Source organism: Sphingomonas sp. P2_B6 (genome assembly GCF_056404755.1).
This window is the reverse complement of the sequence record NZ_JBFUDK010000001.1, coordinates 482,791-502,603: the sequence shown is the minus strand read 5'-3', so window position 1 is coordinate 502,603 and position 19,813 is coordinate 482,791. Positions and strand designations below refer to the sequence as shown.

Below are 19,813 nucleotides of genomic sequence, written 5' to 3'. Positions count from 1 at the left end.
CGGGAGGGGAATGCGTCACGGATAACTCACGGTCTTCGGCACCGCAGGAATCGGAATAAACTCCTTCTCATCCCCCGGCACCTTGGGAAACCGCCCGGCATTCCAGTCCTCCTTCGCCTGGTTGATCCGCTCCCGGCTCGACGAGACGAAGTTCCACCACACATGCCGCGGCGTCGCAAAGGCATCGCCGCCGCACAGCATCACGCGCCCACCGTCCCGCGACTTGAGCGATGTCGCGACGCCTGGCTTCAGCACGTACAGCGTCATCGGCGCGAGCGGCACGCCGTCCAGGCTTGCCTCGCCCAGCGCCAGATAGACCGCCCGCTCGTCGGCATCGGCATCGACCGGCACCTCACCGCCCGGATCGAGCACGATGTCGGCATAGATCGTCCCGGCATAAGTCGTGGTCGGTGCGGTCTTGCCCCACAGGCTGCCCATGATGATCCGGGCGCGGGCATTGGGCGTCTCGATCACCGGCAGCGCCGATTTCTCGACATGCTCGAACGCCGGATCCATTTCCTCCTGCGCCTCTGGCAGCGCGATCCAGGTCTGGATGCCCGACAGGTCCGGCCCCTGCGCGCGCTGGCCGGCGGGGGAGCGCTCCGAATGTACGATGCCGTGCCCTGCGGTCATCAGATTCACCGCGCCCGGCTCGATCGTCGCGAAGGTACCGAGCGAATCGCGATGGTCGATCGCGCCTTCGAACAGATAGGTTACTGTCGCAAGGTTGATATGCGGATGCGGCCGCACGTCGATCCCTGTGCCGACCTCGAGATGCGCCGGCCCCATCTGGTCGAAGAACAGGAACGGGCCGACCATGGTGCGCGGCCTGGACGGCAGGGTGCGATGCACCTTGAACCCGCCAAGGTCGTGGGTGGTCGGCAGGATGGTCTGCAGCACGAAATCGTCGAGCATCAGGCGGCTCCGTTCAGGCCGAGCAGGATCTCGGCCAGATCCTCGGGATAGATGAGTTCATGGTGCGCGGCGATGGCCTCACGGTCAAACCATTGCCAGTGCTGCATCACGCGCTGTTCCAGCTCGGTGTGCCGCGCGGTGTCGATCTCGGCAGTCTCGGTGCGGATCAGGAAATAGCGTTCGTCGGCAGTGACCGAAACGCCCTCCAGCGTGACGAACTCGACCAGCCGCTGGAAGATCTCAGGCCCGGGCTCGGCATGGATTCCCGTCTCCTCGATCAACTCGCGCCGTGCCGCCTCCTCATAGGTCTCGCCCGGGTCGACCGCCCCGCCCGGCGTCGCCCAGAAAGGTGGGCGGTCGGCCGCGACGAAGCGGAACAGCAGTACGCGTCCGGCGGGGTCCATCAGCAGAATGCGCGCCGCGGGGCGCTCGGCCAGGCTCATGCCGCGTCGAGCTCGGGATAATGGCGGAAGATGCCGTCCTCGTTGAACGCGATGCGCCGCGCGCTCTTCAGATAGGCGGCAATCCCCGGCAGTGCCGCCACCCGGTCGTGCAGCGCGATCAGTCCGGGATAGTCGCCCTCGATCGCCGCCATCCGCTTCGGGAACATATACCGCAACCCCTCGACGATCTGGAACAGCGAGGTGTCGGCATAGCACCACCGGGCGCCGGTCAGCCAGTCGCCATCCTGCGCCGTCGCCGCGTCCTCGAAATGGCTGAGGAATTTGGGCAAACGCTCCTCGCGCATCGTCTTCGCCGCGCGCGCTGCCTCGGGCTTCTGGTCGTGGTAATAGTCGGAGATGCTCACCGGATGATGGACATTGTGCACCTCGGCGACGAGGTCCGCGATGGTGAGCTGTAACTGGTTGATCCAGTGCCGCTGCCCCGTCGGCGCCAGATCATGCTGCTCGCCGAGATAGAGCAGGATGTTGGCGACCTGCGCGATCGTCCCGTCCTTCGTCTCCAGATAGGGCGGGGCGAACGGCCGGTGGGCGCCGTGCTTTTCCATGTTGGCCATCAGCGCCTTCGCGCCCTGGTCGCGCGCGCAATCCTCATAGGCGATGCCCGCTGCCTCGAGCGGCAGCCGCACGAACTCCCCGCGCCCCTGGATCGAGGGCCAGTACCAGAGCCTGTATGCCATGCTTATTCTCCCGGCGCGCGTGCCCGGATGGCAAGCGCATGGATGCGCGAGGACAACAGATCGGCGAGCGCCTGGTTCACCAGCCGCTGGCGCTGGACGCGATTCAGCCCCTCGAACGCGCGGCTTTCGACGATCACTGTGAAGTGCGATTCGCCCGTGCCGTCATCGCCCATATGGCCGGCGTGCTGAGCGCTGTCATTGACCACTTCGAGATGCGTCGGATCGAGCGCTGAAGCGAGGCGGGTCGCGATTTCGGAGGCGACGGGACCGGTGGCGATACTGGACATCGCTCTTATATAGGCCGCTTTGTTCAAATCGGGGAACCGCGTGGCGCGGGATAGTGAAAAGAAGGATCGGCCGAACGCTCGCTTCCACGGTCGCGTGGAGGGGACGGGCAGGCTGTGCGCGCATCCGGGCTGCGAGGTGCCGGGCGAATTCCGCGCGCCGCCGGAGGAAGGGCCGGCCAATGGCTTCGAGGGACCGCGGCCCTATCGCTGGTTCTGCCTCGACCATGTCCGCGAATTCAACGCGCGGTACAATTTCTTCCAGGGCATGAGCGCCGACGAGATCCATGACGCGCAGCGCCCCTTTTCCGGCTGGGAACGCGAGACCAGGGCCTTCGCGCATAGCGGCGGCGCGGACCGCCCGCCCAAATGGGCCGATTTCAGCGACCCGCTCGACGCGATCGGCGCGCGCTTCCAGCGCCGGATGGAAGAAGCACGCAAGGATGGCCGGCCCCTGTCGGACAGCGACCGCCGCTCGCTGAAGGTGCTAGGCCTGCCCACCGACGTCGACCGTCGCGGCCTGCGCCAGCGCTACGCCGAACTGGTCCGCCGCTACCATCCCGACCGCAATGGCGGCGACCGCAGCCATGAAAAGATACTGCAGGACGTGATCGCGGCGTACACGCAGCTGAAGGGCGCGCCGGCCTTCGCCTGAGCGCTCGACCCGTCACTGAAATAGCTTGTGTGGTGCTCGGGTCACGGCGCCGGTCGATTCAACCTGTGCGCGCTCCGTCTTAAGCCCCTCCTGAACCAAAGGAGGAGCGCATGACCGCCATTTCCCTCGATACGCGATCGGCGCACTGAGATGCCGACGGTCCCCACGGAGCAGAACCGGGTCGGCATCGCCGGCGTGACGGACGCGAAACTCCAGCCCGGCGATTATGCCGGCACTGGCCTGCACGCGCTCGGCGCCGGGATGCATCAGCTTGGCGGCACGGGCGCGACGATCGCCGGCGAGATGCGGCAGCGGCAGGACCGCAATGACGAGCTTGAGATCAAGAAGGCGTGGAACGCCTATGCCGAGGGCGCGCGGGGCATCCGGACGGATGCGCTCGGCAGGTTCGATACCGATCCCCAAGGCATGCTCGACACCATGACGCGCGACTATGCCGGCTTGCGCGACTGGATCCGCAGCGGGTTGAAGAATGACCGCCAGCGCGGGCAGTTCGATCATGTCATCGCCGAGCGCTTCGATTACGACATCTCCGGCGCGCTGGGCAGCGCCGAACAGGCGATGCAGCGCGGCCAGGAGCAGCAGAGCCAGCGGATCGAGCGCAATGCGGCCGACGATGCGGTCGACACCCGGGACGATCCGGCGTTGTTCGACAAGCATCTGGAGACCGGGGTGGAATCGCTGGGGGCCCGGGCAAGGGCGCGGGGCGAGGACCCGGCCATGATCGAGCGCAGCGTGACCGCCTATCGCTCCGGCGTCCAGCGCCGCGCGGTGCAGGATATGGTCGACCACGATCCGATCGCGGCGGCCAATCGTTATCGTCTGGCACGCGACGGGATGACTCCGGCCGATCGCCAGGCGATCGAACAGGACCTGTTCGAGCCGCTCGCCCACCAGCTTGCGGCGCAGGAGGTGGATAAGCACCTGCTCCCTGAAGAGCAGGACGGCACGCTCTCTCCCGAACGGCGCGCGGCGATCGCGCAGGAGATTGAGGCCCAGCCCCTGAGCGACGCGCTGAAGCGCTATGCCCTGGACGATCTGGAGGATCGCGGCGCGTTCCAGGCGCGTGCTCGCCAGCAGGCGGCGGACACCGCGCGGGAGACCAGCCTGGCAACGGCGGAGCAGCTCGGATCGGACTTCACCTCGATCACCCAGATCCCGGCCGCCGTGCGCCGCGATCTTGACGAGGCGACCGACCAGGCGTTGCGGAGCATGGCGCAGGCCAACCTCGATCCGACACCGGTCGCCCCAGGCGGCCAGGCGGCGCTGATGATGAACATCACGGCGTCCCAAAATCCGGCGGCATTCGCGAAGGAGGATCTGCGACTGGTGCGCGCCAAGCTCACGCCCGAGGAATATAAGACGATGATGCGGATTCAGCAGGGCCTTCGCAAGGAAACACCCACCGAAACCGCGTTCTCGCTAGGCAGGCTCTCAAAGCTGCTGGGTCGCCCTTCAGCCAGCGAAACGGGGTTCGCGCCGCTTATTCGACCAGCTTCTTTCGTACCAGATCAGAAGGCTGCGCTCCCATCCAGCGGGCAACCCGCCCGCGCGTCCGGAACGCGGTTTCCGTCCGGAATGGACATTGGGGGCGTCAATGCGAATCTCGCATCGGTCAGACGCAAGAGGCCGGGGTCAGCATCCGGAGCAAAAGGGATTAGCTTGAATCTTCTGAGCGACGTCAAGGACAAACCGGCAATCGCCGCGCTGAAGAAAATGGGCAGCCCAGCGGATACCGTTATAATATTCTCGCATGGATCCCCGACCGGACAAATCGCTGACGCTTCGCGCGGCGAAGGGCAGCCTGCCCTCAGTGCGGAAAAAATACTGGAGCGCCTTGGCAAAAACTACAAGATGGGGACAACCATTATCCTCTCCAGTTGCTTTGCCGCGAGCGGAGAAGAAGCTCAGACATTGTCAGCACTGACCGGGGGGATCGTCTACGCTGCAAGGGCATTTGTCACTGTGCCGAACGAGACACACAAGAAATATGATCTTACGGTCTATTCATTGGGATATGGCGTCGGGGAAAAATCCGGATATGCCAAATTCAATAACGGAAAGGAGGTTCCATCGAAACTACTAGGCCTAACCTACAATCCGGAATCATCCGAATGGAAATGGAAGTTTTCTACCACCGCCAAAAAAACTGGCGTCCGCGTTAAATATCGGAAAAAAAGCATTCTAACGCAATTGCGAGAAGGCTGGGGGATATAGGATTCCGGGTGCGGGGCGCTCAGCCTCAAGGCACCGTCGCGGAGCCTCTCAACGCAGGGCGGTTCACTCCTCTATTTATCGCATGCAATAGCACAAGCAACGACTCATCTTGACTCGTTTGGAACGAACGGCGAACATCGCTCAGAACTGGCGCTTGGCGAACCGAAGTCTCGTTCCATATCGGGTGCACAACGGAGGGTGGCATTGATAAAGGGGGTCATCGCACGGATCTTGCTGGCCTCCCTGAGCTTCGCGCTGGCGTGTGGCATCCTTATTGGCGGCTGGCTCTATTCCGACAGGAAAACCACGCTCAGTGAGTGTTTACGAGCCGCGGAGGGTTGGACAATCCAGGGCGACACCGGGGAGAGATTTGGAGGCTGTGATACGCTCGCCAGGGAGGCTGCGATAAAACACGAGGCCAGGGCTTACCGGTTCATGGCCTTGCGGAGTGAAATCTACGGCGATTTTGCGGCAGCACGGCGCCATTGGGAAACCGCCATCAAGCTCGGGGATAACGACGCAAATCTCGCGCTGATCAGTCTTATCTCGAGCGTCCCCGGCCAACGGAATTGCAAACGGATCAGTGACGCCCTGGACGCGTACAAGACCGATACCGATAGCGAGCGGATCAGAAAATACGAAATGTCCGACTTCGTCATGAGTGACGGCTGTCCATTCTCCAAAGAAGCCCGGCGTAAGGCGTTGGGGCCCAATTGGAACTGGAGCGCTCCCAGATGAGATTCTCCCGCCAACCGATGATCAGTACCCTTCTTGTCCGCGTATTGCTTGGAGCAGTAGCGGTCATAATAATGACATTGGTTATTTACGTCTCTTTTCAACCACAGCCTCGCCCCATCTCCGAAAATTCATGCGTCGCGGGCCTTGCATCACCGAAAACGGCTGAAAAAATTGCGACCGAGTGTGTCACGATTGCAGAAAATGTCGTCCGCAATGGGGCGACGGAAAAAGATGCGCATTCAATACCTGTGGGCGGATTATACAGCGCAAATGTTTTGGTGTTATAAGTCTCACTTCGGATGCTGCCCGGAAGGCGGGAGTGGGGCAGGACATCGAGATCGAATTGGAAAGCAAGGTTATCGACGGCGTCGCTGTTGGTGAGGCAGTCCGGAGGTTCAAGGATCGCTTGCCGTCGTTATAGGAGGCATCGATCAGGATCGCGGAAATTGCGCGAGGGCCCGCACCAGCATTCGCTGGCCGCGGGTCAGTAAGCCAGCTTCGGGAAAAATTCGCCGCGCCCCTCGGGCGTAAGGTCGAGCAACCCCCAGACCGGATCGACCAGGTCGCCCGCGCGGTGATGCTGCCCCGGCTCCTCGGGTGCGAAAACCAGCTCGCTGCCCCAGAAATGTCGGATCGTGTCGCCGTCCTTGCGGAAGACGTTGAACATCGTCTCGTCCCAGTTCTGACCGTCTTCCAGACCGCGCTCGGCGCGCATCGTCGGCGAGAATCCCGCCGTGTCGCCGAAATAGTCGGCATCATAGCTGTTTCCGGCGGTCGACAGGAAACGAAGATGGTTCCAGCCACGATCCTTCGCCCAGGCGACCAGCCGTGCGATCGGTGACTTGGCGGCGATCCACATCGGCACGCGCTGCGACACATGCCGCGCGGCACCGTCCAGGCCGTCGAGCAGATGCGTGCAGCCGGGACAGGGCAGGTCGCGCTCCGGCCCGTACATGAAGCTGTACAGGATCAGGCTCGGCTTGCCGTCGAACAGCTCGGAAAGCGTCACCTGCTCGGGCCGTTCGAACGCGCCGATCCGCTCGAACACATATTCCTCCGCCACCACCCCGCCCGGCGGCAGCGCGCGCCGCATCGCGGCGACCGTCTCGATCTGCCGGCGCAACGCCATTTCCGCATCCAGCAACGCGTTGCGCGCCGTCCGATAGTCCTGGCTCTCATTGGGAAAGGCGAGATGCTCCATGACGATAGCTCCTTGTCAGCCCTGCCGCGCCATCTTCTCGCGCCGGGCGATCTCCAGCGCGGACGGCGCCTGTGTCGCGAACGATCCGGTCGGCACCGGCCCGGCGGGCTCATAGGTCGCGATGATCACGCCCGTGGTCGACATCTTCGACTCGACCAGTGTCATCGCGCCGGATGTCACGCCCTCGGCGAACAGCCGTTTCCCGCCGCCCAGCACCACCGGAAAGGTCATCAGGAACAGCCGGTCGATCAGCCCCGCCTCGAGCAGCGCCGGATAGAGCCTGGTGCTGCCCTGGATCAGCAGGTCGGGGCCCTGGCTCGCCTTCACCCGGGCGACGCCCGCCGCCGCATCGTCGTTGATCGCGACCGACTTGATCCAGCCCAGCGGCTCGGTCGACGACGTGACGACATATTTGGTCACCGCATCGAACTTCGCGCCGATCGGATCGCCAGGCTGGAAAGGCCAATAGGCGGCGAAGATGTCATAGGTGAACCGCCCGAGCAGCAGGTCGAAATCGCCGTCCAGCACGCCGTCCATATGCTGGCCCATCACGTCGTCCCACAGGGTGGCGCTCCAGCCGCCCAGGGTGAAGCCGCCGGTCGGGTCCTCCTCGGGCGCGCCGGGGCCCTGCATGACGCCGTCGAGCGACTGGAACGCGCCCGCGATGATCTTTCTCATGGGAATACTCCCTTTAGGCCGGCCGATTCAGGCTTTGGCCGTCTCCGCCTCGGCCAGCGCGGCGAGCTGTTCGGCCACCTTGCCCCAGCCCTCGACAAAGCCCATCGCCTCATGCTGCTTCAGCGCATCCTCGCTCCAGTGGCGCGCCCCGGCGGTGTATCGGGTCTTGCCGCCCTCGTCGGTGAACTCGAAAAAGCCCAGCATGAAGGCGGTCTGGGGAATCCACCCCGCCCTGAACGCGTCGGTGAAGACGAAGCGCCGGCGCGGCACCACCTCGAGGAACACGCCCTCCATCGCATGCGCCTCGCCGTCCGGTCCGTGCATGATCATCGCGGATCGGCCGCCCGGCCGCCAGTCCTGCTCGACGATCTCGGTCGTCCACGGCCTGGGGCACCACCATTCGGCGAGACGTTCGGTGGCGATCTGCCACACCAGCGCGACGGGCGCGTCGATCAGCCGGGTGACCGACAATTCATGCGCCCCGCTCATGCCGCGACCTCCCCGGCCAGCGCCCGCTCGATCGTCGCGATGTCGATCTTGCGCATCGTCATCATCGCCTCCATCGCGCGCCCGGCGGCTTCCCGGTCCGGGTTGGTCATCGCATCGCTCAGCGCGCGCGGGGTGATCTGCCAGGACAAGCCCCATTTGTCCTTGCACCAGCCGCACGCGCTCTCCGCGCCGCCATTGCCGACGATCGCGTTCCAGTATCGGTCGGTCTCTTCCTGGTCCTCGGTATGAACCTGGAAGGACACCGCCTCGTCGAAGGTGAAGGTCGGTCCGCCGTTGAGCCCCAGAAAGGGCATGCCCAGCACCGTGAAATCGACCGTCAGCACATCGCCCTGATGCCCGCCGGGAAAGTCGGCCGGCGCGCGGTGGACCGCGTCGATCCGCGAATCCGGAAAGGTGGCGGCGTAAAAGGCCGCGGCCTCCTCGGCCGTGCCGTCATACCAGAGGCAGGGGGTGATCTTCGTCATGACCTTCTCTCCTTTCTTACTGGCCCGGCCCGACCACGCCGAACATCACGCCGAGCGGATCGCTCGCGACGATGATGCGGTCCCCGCCGGGCACTTCCATCGGGCCGGCATGGACGGTTCCGCCATTCTTCACGACCTTGGCGGCGGCTGCCTCGATATCCGGGGCGCGGAAATAGAATTGCCAGGCGGAAGGCTGGCCCTGTGGCGGCGTCTGCATGGTCGCGCCGATCGTCTGGCCGCCCGCTTCGACGAAGATATAGTCGCCCATGTCGCCCATCGGCATCTTGTCCGGATAGGTCCAGCCGAACACCTCGGCGTAGAAGGCGTTGGCGCCGGCCTGGTCGGGTGTCGACAGCTCGTTCCAGTTGCACTTGCCCATGCCCATCCGGTCCCAGGCGGTGCTGGTCCCGTCGCTGGCGCCGCGCATGATGTAGAAGGGAATGCCCTGCGGATCGGTCACCATCGCGACCCGACCGACATCGGGAATGTCCCAGGCGGGCATCACCACCTTGCCGCCCGCCGCCTTGATCTTCTCGACCGAGGCATCGACGTCGTTCACGCCGATATAGAAGAGCCAGGTGGGCTTCGCGCCGCCCGCGACCATCGGCTCGGTCAGACGGAGCACGCCGCCGACGAATTCGCCATTGTTGCCGCTGTCGATCATGCGGTAATCCATGTCGCCCGCCGGCTTGTCCTGCACCGTCCAGCCGATCACGTCGTCGTAAAAGGCCTTGGACGCCTCGGGATCGGTCGTCATCAGCTCGTACCAGATTGGCGTGCCTTCGGGATTGGTCATCGTCGCTCTCCTGGGATTGGGGGCTTGGGGAGGATTGGGTTCAGGCGTCGAGGATAGGGGCGAAGCCGCCATAGACCATGCGCTTGCCGTCGAACGGCATCTCCTGGTCGACGGACGGCTTCATCCGCTCATCCTCCATCACCTTGGCCATGCCGGCATCGCGGGTCGCCTTGTCGGGCCATTCGACCCAGGAGAAGACGATCTTCTCGTTGTCGGTCGCCGCCACCGCACCCTGGAAATCGGTGACCTCGCCCTTGGGCACATGATCGCCCCAGGCCTCGACCACACGCGTCGCGCCGTGATCGCGGAACACCTCGGACGCCAGGCCCGCGAGGCTGCGATAGGCGTCCTGCCTGCCGTCCTCGACCGGCACCAGATAGCCATCGACATAGCCGGTCGATCCGCCCGAACCATGATCGAGCAACGGCGCGAAACCGCCATAGATCATGCGCTTGCCGTCGAACGGGCAATTGGCCATCTCGGCCATGCGCGGGTCTTCCATCATCTTCTGCATGCCGGATTCGAGCAGCTCTTTCGAAGGCCATTCGATCCAGCTGAACAGCACGACCTCGTCGTCCTTCGCCTTCACCGCGCGCTTGAAATCGGTGACGGTGCCGTCCGGCACCTCGTCGCCCCAATTCTCGACCATGCGCGTCATGCCGAATTCACGGAAGAACGGCACTGCCCTGGTGGCGTGCTCGATATAGGCCTGTTTGTTGGCGGCCGGCACGGCCAGCACGAACCCCTGGATATAGCTCATCGTCTCTCTCCTCGGTCGCCGCCCGCTCGTGCGGGCAGCCATATTGATGGGTCAGGCGTCGACCGTTTCGCTGCCGGACATGGCGGCCATCGCCGCGTCGACGTCCATCCAGGTCAGCTCGATGATATGGCCGTCGGGATCCTCGAAACTGCGGCCGTACATGAAGCCATGGTCCTGCGCGGGAACCGGGTCGGGCCGGGCTCCGGCGGCGACTGCCCTGGCAAGCGTCGCGTCGACGTCATTGCGGCTATCCTCCGTCAGGCAGATCAGCACTTCGCAGGTGGTACGCGCATCGGCGATCGTCTTGGAGGTGAAATCGGCGAAGCGGGCGTGGCTCAGGACCATCAGGCTGATCGTGTCGGAGAACATCAGCAGGGCGGTGGTGTTTTCCTGGCAGAAGCGCTCGTCCTTCGTCGCGCCGATCGCCTGGTAGAAGGCGGCCGAACGTTCGACGTCCGCCACGGGCAGGTTCACGAAGATCATCTTTGGCATGGCCAATCCTTTCCTGTGCGTTTCTGGCGAATCACTGTTTGACGGTGATGACTCATCGGGTTATTAAAAGCAACCATGGAGTTAGAAAAAATAACCGACTCGTCGGAGGCGCCGGACAATGCGCCCAAAAAGACGGAAAAGCGTTGGTATGACGATGCTTGCGGCACCGCGCTGGCGATGGAACTGGTCGGCGAGCGCTGGTCGCTGCTGATCGTGCGCGAATTGATGTTCGGTCCGCGTCGCTTCGGCGAATTGAAGAAGGCGCTCGGCGGGATCAGCGCGAACGTGCTGACGCAGCGGCTCGAGGGCATGGAGGAGGTCGGCATCCTCACCCGCCAGAAATTGCCGCCGCCCGCCTCGGTGCAGGTCTATGGCCTCACCCCCTGGGGCTATGCGAGCGAAACCGCGATCCAGGAGCTTGGCCGCTGGGCGGTCCAGTCGCACCGGCACGACACCACGCTGCCGCTCAGCGCCGCGTCGATCATGCTGTCGTTCCGCACGATGATCGACCGCTCGCGCTCGGGCGAGGTGAACCGCACGATCGGATTCCGCTTCGGCGACGACGAGTTCGTCGCGACCGTCGACGTGGCGGGCATTGCGATTCGCCGCGCCGATCCGCGCGAGGCGGATGTGATGCTCGATACGGACCCGGTGACGCTCGCCTCGGTCGTCTATGGCGGCCGCCCGATCGGAGACGCGGAATCGGCCGGATCGTTGACATTATCGGGCAATCGGGGGCTTGCGGAGCAGTTCGTCACGCTGTTTCCGTTGCCGCCCAAGACGGGTTCGGCTTGACGAACTCTGTTTCCGTTCGCACTGAGTTTGTCGAAGTGCCGTTCTTCCTTCTCGATCGTTGAAGAGGAGCAGGGCTTCTGCAGATCAGCCCGAACGGTACGAGGTCATGACGGATATACCCAACACCCAGCCCGACAGCCGCGAGACGACGATCATGGACGCACCCGACAAGAGGGTGAAGGTCCGTGAGCTCTTTGGCATCGATTCGGACATGGAGGTTCCCGCCTTTTCGGAAGCCGACGAGCGCGTGCCCGATCTCGATCCGGCCTATGTGTTCGACGGCGACACCACGCTCGCGATCTGCGCCGGCTTCGCGCACAATCGCCGCGTGATGGTCCAGGGCTATCACGGCACCGGCAAGTCGACTCATATCGAGCAGGTCGCAGCGCGCCTGAAATGGCCGTGCATCCGCATCAACCTCGACGCGCATATCAGCCGCATCGACCTGGTCGGCCGCGACGCGATCGTGCTGAAGGATGGCCAGCAGGTCACCGAATTCCGCGAAGGCCTGCTGCCCTGGGCGCTGCAGACCCCGACCGCGCTCGTATTCGACGAATATGATGCCGGCCGTCCGGACGTCATGTTCGTCATCCAGCGCGTGCTCGAGACCGAGGGCAAGCTGACCCTGCTCGACCAGAATCGCGTGATCCGCCCGAACCCCTGGTTCCGCCTGTTCGCCACCGCCAACACGGTCGGCCTCGGCGATACGAGCGGCCTCTATCACGGCACGCAGCAGATCAACCAGGGCCAGATGGACCGCTGGAACATCGTCGTCACGCTCAACTATCTGCCCGCTGCGGTCGAGGCGCAGATCGTGCTCGCCAAATCGGGCGAATATGACAAGCCCGAGGGAAAGCAGGTCGTCGACAACATGGTTCGGGTGGCGGATCTCACGCGTCGCGGCTTCGTCAACGGCGACATCTCGACCGTGATGAGCCCGCGCACCGTCATCACCTGGGCGCAGAACGCGCTGATCTTCGGCGATGTCGGCTTCGCCTTCCGCCTCAGCTTCCTCAACAAGTGCGACGAGGCGGAGCGGGCCCTGGTCGCCGAATATTATCAGCGCGTGTTCGGCAAGGATCTGCCCGAGAGCGTGGTCGGCAAGGGTTGAGCCGCAGCTCCATCCATCATCTTCTTCCCCGGCGAAGGCCGGGGTCCAGTTGGGGGACTTTTCTGATCGGCCGAAGCGCCCGTCTCTTTCTGTTCCGGAACTGGACCCCGGCCTCCGCCGGGGAAGCTCTAATCGGGTGATGTCGAGGTGTTGGCAATGAACGTCAGGCCCGGCTTCCCTCCCGGCAATAGTAGATTGGCAAAAGCGACGGCCGTCATGGCCGCCGTAATCCTGCTCACCGCCGCCAAAACCCCCGACTACAAGGTCAAGCCGGCTTCGGTCCCGCTGCTTCCCGGCCGCACGCTCAAGGGCGAGCAGATCGCCGTCCCCGGCGCGATCATCGCCCAAAGCCCGCTCGGCCGGCCGGAAACGGTGCTGCTGGTCGATCCGATCGACCTCGACCGGCTCGGCCAGAAGCGCCATTTCACGCGCGAGACGGTGTTCGAATCCGCCCGCGTCGATGGCATTCCGGGCGATCCGCCCGTGGTGTTCTGTGAAACCGAGCAGGATCCGTCGCTCGCCAAGGCAATGGTCGGCTCGATGGGCTTCGGCCTGGTCGGTCTGCTCAGGCCGACCAAATTGGTGACGCGCTATTGCCTCTACGATACCAATGACGACGAGACGCTCGACCATGCCATCCTGATCGGCGCCAAGGGCGATTCGGGCCGGGCGCCCTTCGCCATCGCTCCCGCGCATTACGGCCTGATCCGCGGCATGCTGCTAGGCAATGGCAGCGAGCTCAGGTTGCGCTATGCCGGCACGGCGGGCGAGAAGGACAGCCTGTCCTTCGATGCCGAGCTGGTGCTCTACGGCATGAACCGCCCGCTGCCCGAGACGCGGCACAAGATCTCGATCGCGAAGCTGCCGGCCTATGGCGTGATCCAGGGCGCGGTGGTGACCGTGCTCGAATTCGATCCGGAAACGAAGATCGCGCGGGTCAGGATCGACCGCGATCTTGCGCCGGGGCGTTTGGTGGTGCCAGAGCAGAAGCCATGACGACGGAAACGCCCCTCGATCGCTTCAAGGCCGTGCTCGGCGGCGCAGCGCGTGCGATCGCGCATGAGCCCGAGATCGAACTCGCCTTCACCGCCGACGCGCCGACTCAGTCGGGCAAGCACATCAAGGTGCCGATGCCGGCGCGCACCTTGCCGGCCGATCAGGTCGCCGAAGCGCGGGGATTCGCCGATGGCTTTGCGCTGCGCCTGCGCCACCATAATGCCGCGATCCACGCCAGGCAGGCACCGGCCGAGGCAGTCGCCCGCTCCGTGTTCGACGCGGTCGAGGGCGCCCGGGTCGAGGCGCTGGGCGCGCGCGGCTATGCCGGCATCGCCGCCAACCTCGCCACGGCGCTCGACCTGAAACTGCGCGCCGATCCGATCACCCGTGCCCGCAACCGCGACGAAGTGCCGCTGTCGACCGCGCTTGGCCTGATGGTGCGCGAGCGGTTGACCGGCGCTGAGGCGCCCGCGGTCACCGCGCCGGGCATGGCGCTGGTGCGCGACTGGATCGAGCAGAAGGCGGGCAAGGATCTCGACGCGCTGGCGCTGGCGATCGACGACCAGCGCGCCTTTGCCGGCCTCGTTACGCGGCTGCTCGAGGATCTCGATCTGGTCGAGGGCGATATGATCCCCGACGAAGCCGATGAAGGCGGATCCGAGGACGAAGGCACCGACGAACAGAATTCGGACGAAGGCGAGGACGGCGAGGGCGAAGGCGAACAGGGCCAGGGCGAGATCGAGGCGCGCGGTTCCGATCGCGACGCCGAATCGCAGGATGGCGAGAGCGCCGACGCCAGCGACGACGAATTCCAGGACATGGACGGCGAGGCAGGCGATGACGGCGACGAGGGCATGCTGCCCGTCCGCCCCAATCGCCCCTTCTCCGATTTCTCGCCGCAGTTCGAATACAAGGCGTGGACGACCAGCTTCGACGAAGTGATCGCCGCGACCGATCTGTGCGACGCGGACGAGTTGGCGCGGCTTCGCTCCTATCTCGACCAGCAGCTCGTCCATCTCCAGGGCGCGGTGACCAAGCTCGCCAACCGGCTGCAGCGCCGGCTCATGGCACAGCAGAACCGCAGCTGGGATTTCGACCAGGAGGAAGGGTTGCTCGATGCCGCCCGTCTCGCGCGCGTGGTCGTCAATCCGACTCAGTCGCTCAGCTACAAGATCGAGCGTGAGACCGATTTCCGCGACACCGTCGTCACCCTGCTGATCGACAATTCGGGATCGATGCGCGGCCGCCCGATCTCGATCGCCGCGATCAGCGCCGACATCCTTGCCCGCACGCTCGAACGCTGCGGCGTGAAGACCGAAATCCTCGGTTTCACCACCCGCGCCTGGAAAGGCGGGCAGGCGCGCGAGACCTGGCTCGCCGCGGGTCGCCCACCCCAGCCGGGCCGGCTCAACGACGTCCGCCACATCGTCTATAAAAAGGCCGATGAGCCGTGGCGCCGCGCGCGCACCTCGCTCGGCCTGATGATGCGCGAGGGGCTGCTCAAGGAGAATATCGACGGCGAAGCGCTGCTTTGGGCGCACAGCCGGCTGATCGCGCGGCCCGAGGAGCGCAAGATCCTGATGGTCATCTCGGACGGCGCGCCGGTCGATGATTCGACGCTCAGCGTGAACTCCGGAAGTTATCTCGAACGCCATCTGCGCCAGGTGATCAACTGGATCGAGACCAAGTCCCCGGTCGAGCTGGCCGCGATCGGCATCGGCCATGACGTGACCCGCTATTATGCCCGCGCGGTGACGATCATGGATGCCGAACAGCTCGGCGGCACGATCATCGAGCAGCTCGCCGCGCTGTTCGACACTGACTGAAAGAGCAGGGACTGAATGATCGTCGCGCCGCCTGGCGGGTTTGTCGGCCCGGTCAAGCGATCGGTGACGATCGCCGGTCACGCGACCTCGATCAGCCTGGAACCCCTGTTCTGGGAGACGCTGGAGGCCGCGGCCGAGGCACAATCCCTCCCGCTCAACGCCTTGATCGCCGAGATCGACGCGCTGCGTATCATGGCGGACGATCCGCCCAACCTCGCGAGCGCGCTCAGGACGTGGCTTTTGGCGCAAACCGCCTAACCCAGTTCGTCATGCCGGGCTTGTTCCGGCATCCACCGTTCGGCATTCTCTACGGCGTGAGAGAACGCGAACCCTGCGTCTATATCCTGTATATCCTGGCGAGCGAATTCAACGGTCGCCTGTACACAGGCGTAACCTCGAACCTTATCGGCCGCATCATGCAGCATCGCGACGGCACCTTCGACGGTTTCACCAAACGCTACAATATCAAACGCCTCTTTGGTAAGAAGTCGGCGACACGATGGAGGTCGTCTTCGCGACCGAGAAGCGCATCAAGGGATGGCGCCGCGACTGGAAAAAGAATCTCATCGAACGTGACAACGCAAAATGGGGTGATCTGGCCGTAGCGCTTGGCCTCGACCCTTTGCGGTGAGACACCGGTGGACCCGGAACAAGTCGGGGGTGACGGTTATGGATGAGCCGCCGGATTGTCCGCTTCCCCGTTCAGCAAGCCACTCGGGATCGTTGATCGCCAAGGCTCCCAACACCCCGACGACCAAACATACTGAGAATACCTCTCAATAGCGTTGACAATGAGAGTGACTCGCAATAGCCGGGTCCCGACACCAAAGGGGACAGAAATTGCGCACTTCCAGCACTGCTCGACGCACGCCTATCGCAAAGCCGGCCTTCCTGGCGCTGTCGTGCGTTGGCGCGTTCGCCAGCAGCACGGCCTATGCCGCCGATGAGCCCGATCCCAAGGCGACCGATGCAACCGACGAGCAGGGTCGCGACGATGACGTGCTCGTCACCGGCGCCCGCGAAAAGGCGCCCAAGCAGGTCGCAGCCCCGGTCAACACCCCCAAGTCGATCGTCGTCCTGCCCAAGGAAGTGATCGAGCAGACTGGCTCGGCCAGCCTGCAGGACGCGCTGCGCACCGTGCCCGGCATCACCTTCGGCGCGGCCGAGGGCGGCAACCCGATCGGCGACCGCCCGTTCATCCGTGGCTTCGACAGCCAGGGCTCGACCTATGTTGACGGCGTGCGTGATCTTGCGGCGCAGACCCGCGAAGTGTTTGCGGTCGAGGAGATCCAGGTCGTGCGCGGCTCGGACTCGACGCTCGGCGGTCGCGGCAGCGCCGGCGGCTCGATCAACATCGTGTCCAAACTGCCGACCGACCGCACCTTCGTGAACGCATCGGCGAGCTTCGGCACCGCCGACTACAAGCGCGTGACCGTCGATGCGAACTACAAGCTCAACGACACCATCGCCTTCCGCATCGAGGGCATGTGGCATGACCAGGACGTGGCCGGCCGCGACGCGATCTGGCAGCGCCGCTGGGGCGTCGCGCCGTCCTTCACGATCGGGCTGGGTACCGACACCCGCCTGACCGCATCCTATTACCACCTGACCAGCCATGAGCTGCCCGACAGCGGCATCCCCTATCTCTATACGATCGGTAACGCGCCCGGCACCGGCGACATCTACAGCGCGCCCGCGCTTGGGGACATCACCACCATCGGCGGCACCAAGGGCCATGTCGATCGCTCGACCTATTACGGCCTGGTCGACCGCGACTTTCGCGACGCGACCACTGATCAGGCGACGATCCGCGTCGAGCATGATTTCGGCGGGCTGACCCTGCGCAACACCTCGCGCTTCACCCACAATTATCAGGCCTATATCTTCCTGCTGCCCGACGACAGCACCGGCAACGTCTATGGTACGTCGGCGACCCCGCCGGCGGCCGGCAGCGCCGCTGCGACACGCGGCGATATCCTCACCGGCGGTTATTTGTGGCGGCGTGCCAACACCCGCTACGGCTATTCGCAGAGCATGGTGAACCAGACCGACCTGTACGGCTCGTTCAACACCGGCAGCGTCAAGCACAACATCTCGATCGGCGCCGAGTTCTCCTGGGAGAAGGCGCGGCGCGGCGCCTTCGTCACACGCGGCTATCTCAACGCCACCACCGGCGTCGAGATCCTGTCGACCGGGTCGACCGTGAGCCCGCGCTGTAACGGCGCCACGGTGTCGCGCTATTATTGCACGAGCATCTTCAATCCGAATCCGAACGATCCCTGGGTGAACTATGCGAGCGACACGTCGACCGTGACGGCGCCGATTTCGAAGATGCTCCCGATCGAGGAAACGCAGAACGACGCCAATACGCAGAGCGTCTATGGCTTCGACTCGATCACGCTGCTGCCGTCGCTGATCCTCAACCTCGGCGCGCGCTACGATCGCTTCAAATCGGTGCTGACGCCGGGTCAGGCCTATGCGGCGACGCAGACCGTTCAGCTCGAGCGGGTGGACAATCTGTTCAACTGGCAGGCGGGCCTGGTGTTCAAGCCGACGTCAGAGACCAGCCTCTACGCATCCTACGCCACTGCGGCGACCCCGCCGAACGCCCTGCTGGGCGAAGGACAGGAGGCGAACGCGCTGCCGACGACCGATACGGCGGCCAATCTCCTGCTGCTCGACTCGCTGAAGGTCGAGAAGACCAAATCCTATGAGGTCGGCGCCAAGGCCAATCTGTTCGACAGCAAGCTCGCGCTCAGCCTCGCCGGTTTCCAGACCGATACCGACAATGCGCGCGTCACGGGCCCGGGCAATACGGTGGAATTCATTGGCAAGCGTCGCATCCGCGGTGTCGAATTCACCGCCAGCGGTCAGATCCTGCCTGGCTGGACGATCTTCGGCGGCTATACCCATCTCGATCCCAAGATCGTCGATGGCGGTTTCACTGCGCTGACGGCGGCGGCGATCACGCAGACGGTGGGCGGCGTGACGACTACCATCCAGGCCGCAAAGACGGTGCTGGTGCCGTCGGTCAACAATGGCAAGCAGGCGACCCAGACCGCGCGTGACAGCTTCACGATGTGGACCACGGTCGAGCCGGTGAGGGGTTTCTCGATCGGTGGTGGTGCCTTCTACACCAGCCGGGTGTTCGGCGGTTATGCCGACAACCGCGCGGCGACCCAGACCAATGCGGGCGTGGTCACGGTGAGCCCCGCGACCAAGGTACTCTACCGCACGATCCCGGAATATTGGCGCTTCGATGCCCGCGCATCCTACCGGTTCAACCGCAATTTCGAGCTGTCGGTCAACGTCCAGAACCTGACGGACAAGACCTATTTCAACCAGGCCTATACCTCGCATTATGCCGCGATCGCGCCCGGCCGCTCGGCCTTTGCGACGCTGAACGTCCGTTATTGATGAGGGCAGCCCTCGATCTCGACGGGCTGACCGCTGAAGACATCGCCGCGCGCCTCTCGGGTCCTCCCGAGGAGCGCGCGGCGTTCGTTCGATCGGCGGCGGAGGCCGGTATGGCGGAAGCGCAGGCGGTGTACGGGCAGATGCTACTCGACGGCGCCGGCGTGGCGAAGGACGAGCCCGCCGCGCTCGCCTGGTTCACCAGGGCGGCGGCGCAGCATCACCTGATGGCGATCAACATGGTCGGCCGCTGCTATGATCTCGGCTGGGGCACCGCGCCGGACAAGGTGCGCGCGGCCGAATGCTACCGCATCGCCGCCGAGCGCGGGCTCGACTGGGGCATGTACAATTACGCGACGCTGCTCGCGCTGGGCGCCGGCGTGGCGGAGGACAAGGCTGCGGCGCTCGACTGGTTCCAGCGCGCCGCGAAACTGGGCAATGCCAAGGCGATCAACTTCGTCGGCAGCTTCCATGAGGATGGCTGGGTGGTGCCGCGCGACCTGGCCAAGGCCGCGCGCTGTTATGCCCGCGCGGCGCGCGGCGGGGATTTCCGCGGCTGTTTCAACCATGCGCGGATGCTCGGCGCCGCGGGCAGGGCCGATGAGGCGATGGACTGGCTGAAGCGCGCGGGCGAGACCGCGACGCCGGCCTTTGTCGACAAGGCGAGCGCCTGGCTGGCCAGTGCCGACCTGCCCGCCTTCCGGGTGCGCGGCGTCCAGGCGCTGCGCACGGGCGCAAACCGCATTTCCTCTTAATCTTTGGGCAAGCGGTCGCGCGGTACATCTCGGCTCAGGAGAGCGAG

At 64.6% G+C, this 19,813-nt stretch carries 22 protein-coding genes and 1 pseudogene; 12 read left to right on the top strand and 11 right to left on the bottom strand.

What is annotated here, in order from left to right; genetic code table 11:
• Positions 1–15: 15 nt before the first annotated feature.
• Genes AC1DX5_RS02170 through AC1DX5_RS02155 form a run of 4 tightly spaced genes read right to left on the bottom strand, consistent with a single transcriptional unit; the run spans position 16 to position 2,343 of the window.
• Positions 16–915 carry a pirin family protein gene (locus AC1DX5_RS02170; protein WP_478013972.1) on the bottom strand — a complete coding sequence of 300 codons (900 nt, stop codon included), beginning with the start codon at positions 913–915 and terminating at the stop codon, positions 16–18.
• Complete coding sequence (locus AC1DX5_RS02165; RefSeq protein ID WP_478013971.1) at positions 915–1,358, bottom strand: NUDIX hydrolase; 444 nt, start codon at positions 1,356–1,358, stop codon at positions 915–917. The genes AC1DX5_RS02170 and AC1DX5_RS02165 overlap by 1 nt, the downstream gene beginning before the upstream one ends.
• Entirely contained in the window at positions 1,355–2,056 is a 702-nt protein-coding gene (locus tag AC1DX5_RS02160; RefSeq protein ID WP_478013970.1) for a glutathione S-transferase, read from the bottom strand. Before AC1DX5_RS02160 ends, AC1DX5_RS02165 begins: the two co-directional genes overlap by 4 nt.
• Before the next feature lie 2 nt (positions 2,057–2,058).
• Complete coding sequence (locus AC1DX5_RS02155) at positions 2,059–2,343, bottom strand: BolA family protein (protein ID WP_478013969.1); 285 nt, start codon at positions 2,341–2,343, stop codon at positions 2,059–2,061.
• 40 nt (positions 2,344–2,383) lie between these two features.
• Between AC1DX5_RS02155 and AC1DX5_RS02150 the strand changes: the two genes are divergently transcribed.
• From AC1DX5_RS02150 to AC1DX5_RS02140, 3 genes are all read left to right on the top strand, one after another.
• Complete coding sequence (locus tag AC1DX5_RS02150; protein WP_478013968.1) at positions 2,384–2,995, top strand: J domain-containing protein; 612 nt, start codon at positions 2,384–2,386, stop codon at positions 2,993–2,995.
• Between the two features lie 150 nt (positions 2,996–3,145).
• Complete coding sequence (locus AC1DX5_RS02145; protein ID WP_478013967.1) at positions 3,146–5,230, top strand: hypothetical protein; 2,085 nt, start codon at positions 3,146–3,148, stop codon at positions 5,228–5,230.
• Between the two features lie 204 nt (positions 5,231–5,434).
• The gene (locus AC1DX5_RS02140) at positions 5,435–5,968 is read left to right on the top strand and encodes a hypothetical protein (protein ID WP_478013966.1); all 534 of its coding nucleotides are present in this window, start codon (positions 5,435–5,437) and stop codon (positions 5,966–5,968) included.
• 484 nt (positions 5,969–6,452) lie between these two features.
• Here AC1DX5_RS02140 and AC1DX5_RS02135 read toward each other — a convergent pair whose 3' ends face one another.
• From AC1DX5_RS02135 to AC1DX5_RS02105, 7 genes are read right to left on the bottom strand one after another with little or no spacing between them, the layout of a single operon-like run.
• Positions 6,453–7,169 carry a DUF899 family protein gene (locus AC1DX5_RS02135; protein WP_478013965.1) on the bottom strand — a complete coding sequence of 239 codons (717 nt, stop codon included), beginning with the start codon at positions 7,167–7,169 and terminating at the stop codon, positions 6,453–6,455.
• Between the two features lie 15 nt (positions 7,170–7,184).
• Entirely contained in the window at positions 7,185–7,847 is a 663-nt protein-coding gene (locus AC1DX5_RS02130) for a dihydrofolate reductase family protein (RefSeq protein ID WP_478013964.1), read from the bottom strand.
• Positions 7,848–7,874: 27 nt separating this feature from the next.
• Positions 7,875–8,336 carry an SRPBCC domain-containing protein gene (locus AC1DX5_RS02125; protein WP_465171777.1) on the bottom strand — a complete coding sequence of 154 codons (462 nt, stop codon included), beginning with the start codon at positions 8,334–8,336 and terminating at the stop codon, positions 7,875–7,877.
• Positions 8,333–8,821, bottom strand: coding sequence for a VOC family protein (locus AC1DX5_RS02120; protein WP_465171778.1), 489 nt, complete (start codon positions 8,819–8,821; stop codon positions 8,333–8,335). Before AC1DX5_RS02120 ends, AC1DX5_RS02125 begins: the two co-directional genes overlap by 4 nt.
• A gap of 16 nt (positions 8,822–8,837) precedes the next feature.
• Positions 8,838–9,617 carry a VOC family protein gene (locus AC1DX5_RS02115; RefSeq protein WP_478013963.1) on the bottom strand — a complete coding sequence of 260 codons (780 nt, stop codon included), beginning with the start codon at positions 9,615–9,617 and terminating at the stop codon, positions 8,838–8,840.
• A 40-nt stretch (positions 9,618–9,657) separates the two neighbouring features.
• Complete coding sequence (locus AC1DX5_RS02110; protein WP_478013962.1) at positions 9,658–10,377, bottom strand: DUF1428 domain-containing protein; 720 nt, start codon at positions 10,375–10,377, stop codon at positions 9,658–9,660.
• 51 nt (positions 10,378–10,428) lie between these two features.
• Complete coding sequence (locus AC1DX5_RS02105; protein ID WP_478013961.1) at positions 10,429–10,869, bottom strand: VOC family protein; 441 nt, start codon at positions 10,867–10,869, stop codon at positions 10,429–10,431.
• Positions 10,870–10,944: 75 nt separating this feature from the next.
• On the opposite strand from AC1DX5_RS02105, the gene AC1DX5_RS02100 reads away from it, so the two are divergent.
• The 9 genes and pseudogenes from AC1DX5_RS02100 (at position 10,945) to AC1DX5_RS02060 (ending at position 19,766) form a co-directional block, all read left to right on the top strand.
• Complete coding sequence (locus AC1DX5_RS02100) at positions 10,945–11,664, top strand: winged helix-turn-helix transcriptional regulator (RefSeq protein ID WP_478013960.1); 720 nt, start codon at positions 10,945–10,947, stop codon at positions 11,662–11,664.
• Positions 11,665–11,770: 106 nt separating this feature from the next.
• The gene (gene cobS, locus AC1DX5_RS02095; protein WP_465175618.1) at positions 11,771–12,775 is read left to right on the top strand and encodes a cobaltochelatase subunit CobS; all 1,005 of its coding nucleotides are present in this window, start codon (positions 11,771–11,773) and stop codon (positions 12,773–12,775) included.
• 216 nt (positions 12,776–12,991) lie between these two features.
• Positions 12,992–13,771: a hypothetical protein gene (locus AC1DX5_RS02090; protein WP_465175619.1), complete on the top strand. Its 780-nt coding sequence runs from the start codon at positions 12,992–12,994 to the stop codon at positions 13,769–13,771.
• The gene (gene cobT / locus AC1DX5_RS02085; protein ID WP_478013959.1) at positions 13,768–15,597 is read left to right on the top strand and encodes a cobaltochelatase subunit CobT; all 1,830 of its coding nucleotides are present in this window, start codon (positions 13,768–13,770) and stop codon (positions 15,595–15,597) included. Before AC1DX5_RS02090 ends, cobT begins: the two co-directional genes overlap by 4 nt.
• Before the next feature lie 15 nt (positions 15,598–15,612).
• The gene (locus tag AC1DX5_RS02080; RefSeq protein WP_478013958.1) at positions 15,613–15,855 is read left to right on the top strand and encodes a ribbon-helix-helix domain-containing protein; all 243 of its coding nucleotides are present in this window, start codon (positions 15,613–15,615) and stop codon (positions 15,853–15,855) included.
• Positions 15,856–15,866: 11 nt separating this feature from the next.
• Positions 15,867–15,998, top strand: a pseudogene (locus tag AC1DX5_RS02075) (GIY-YIG nuclease family protein); the annotation flags it as partial.
• A gap of 98 nt (positions 15,999–16,096) precedes the next feature.
• A complete protein-coding gene (locus tag AC1DX5_RS02070; RefSeq protein WP_478014038.1) occupies positions 16,097–16,228 on the top strand; it encodes a GIY-YIG nuclease family protein in 132 nt (43 codons plus the stop codon).
• Between the two features lie 209 nt (positions 16,229–16,437).
• Positions 16,438–19,014, top strand: a complete 2,577-nt coding sequence (locus tag AC1DX5_RS02065; RefSeq protein WP_478013957.1) for a TonB-dependent receptor — start codon at positions 16,438–16,440, stop codon at positions 19,012–19,014.
• Positions 19,014–19,766: a tetratricopeptide repeat protein gene (locus AC1DX5_RS02060; protein WP_478013956.1), complete on the top strand. Its 753-nt coding sequence runs from the start codon at positions 19,014–19,016 to the stop codon at positions 19,764–19,766. The genes AC1DX5_RS02065 and AC1DX5_RS02060 overlap by 1 nt, the downstream gene beginning before the upstream one ends.
• The last annotated feature ends 47 nt before the right edge of the window (positions 19,767–19,813 follow it).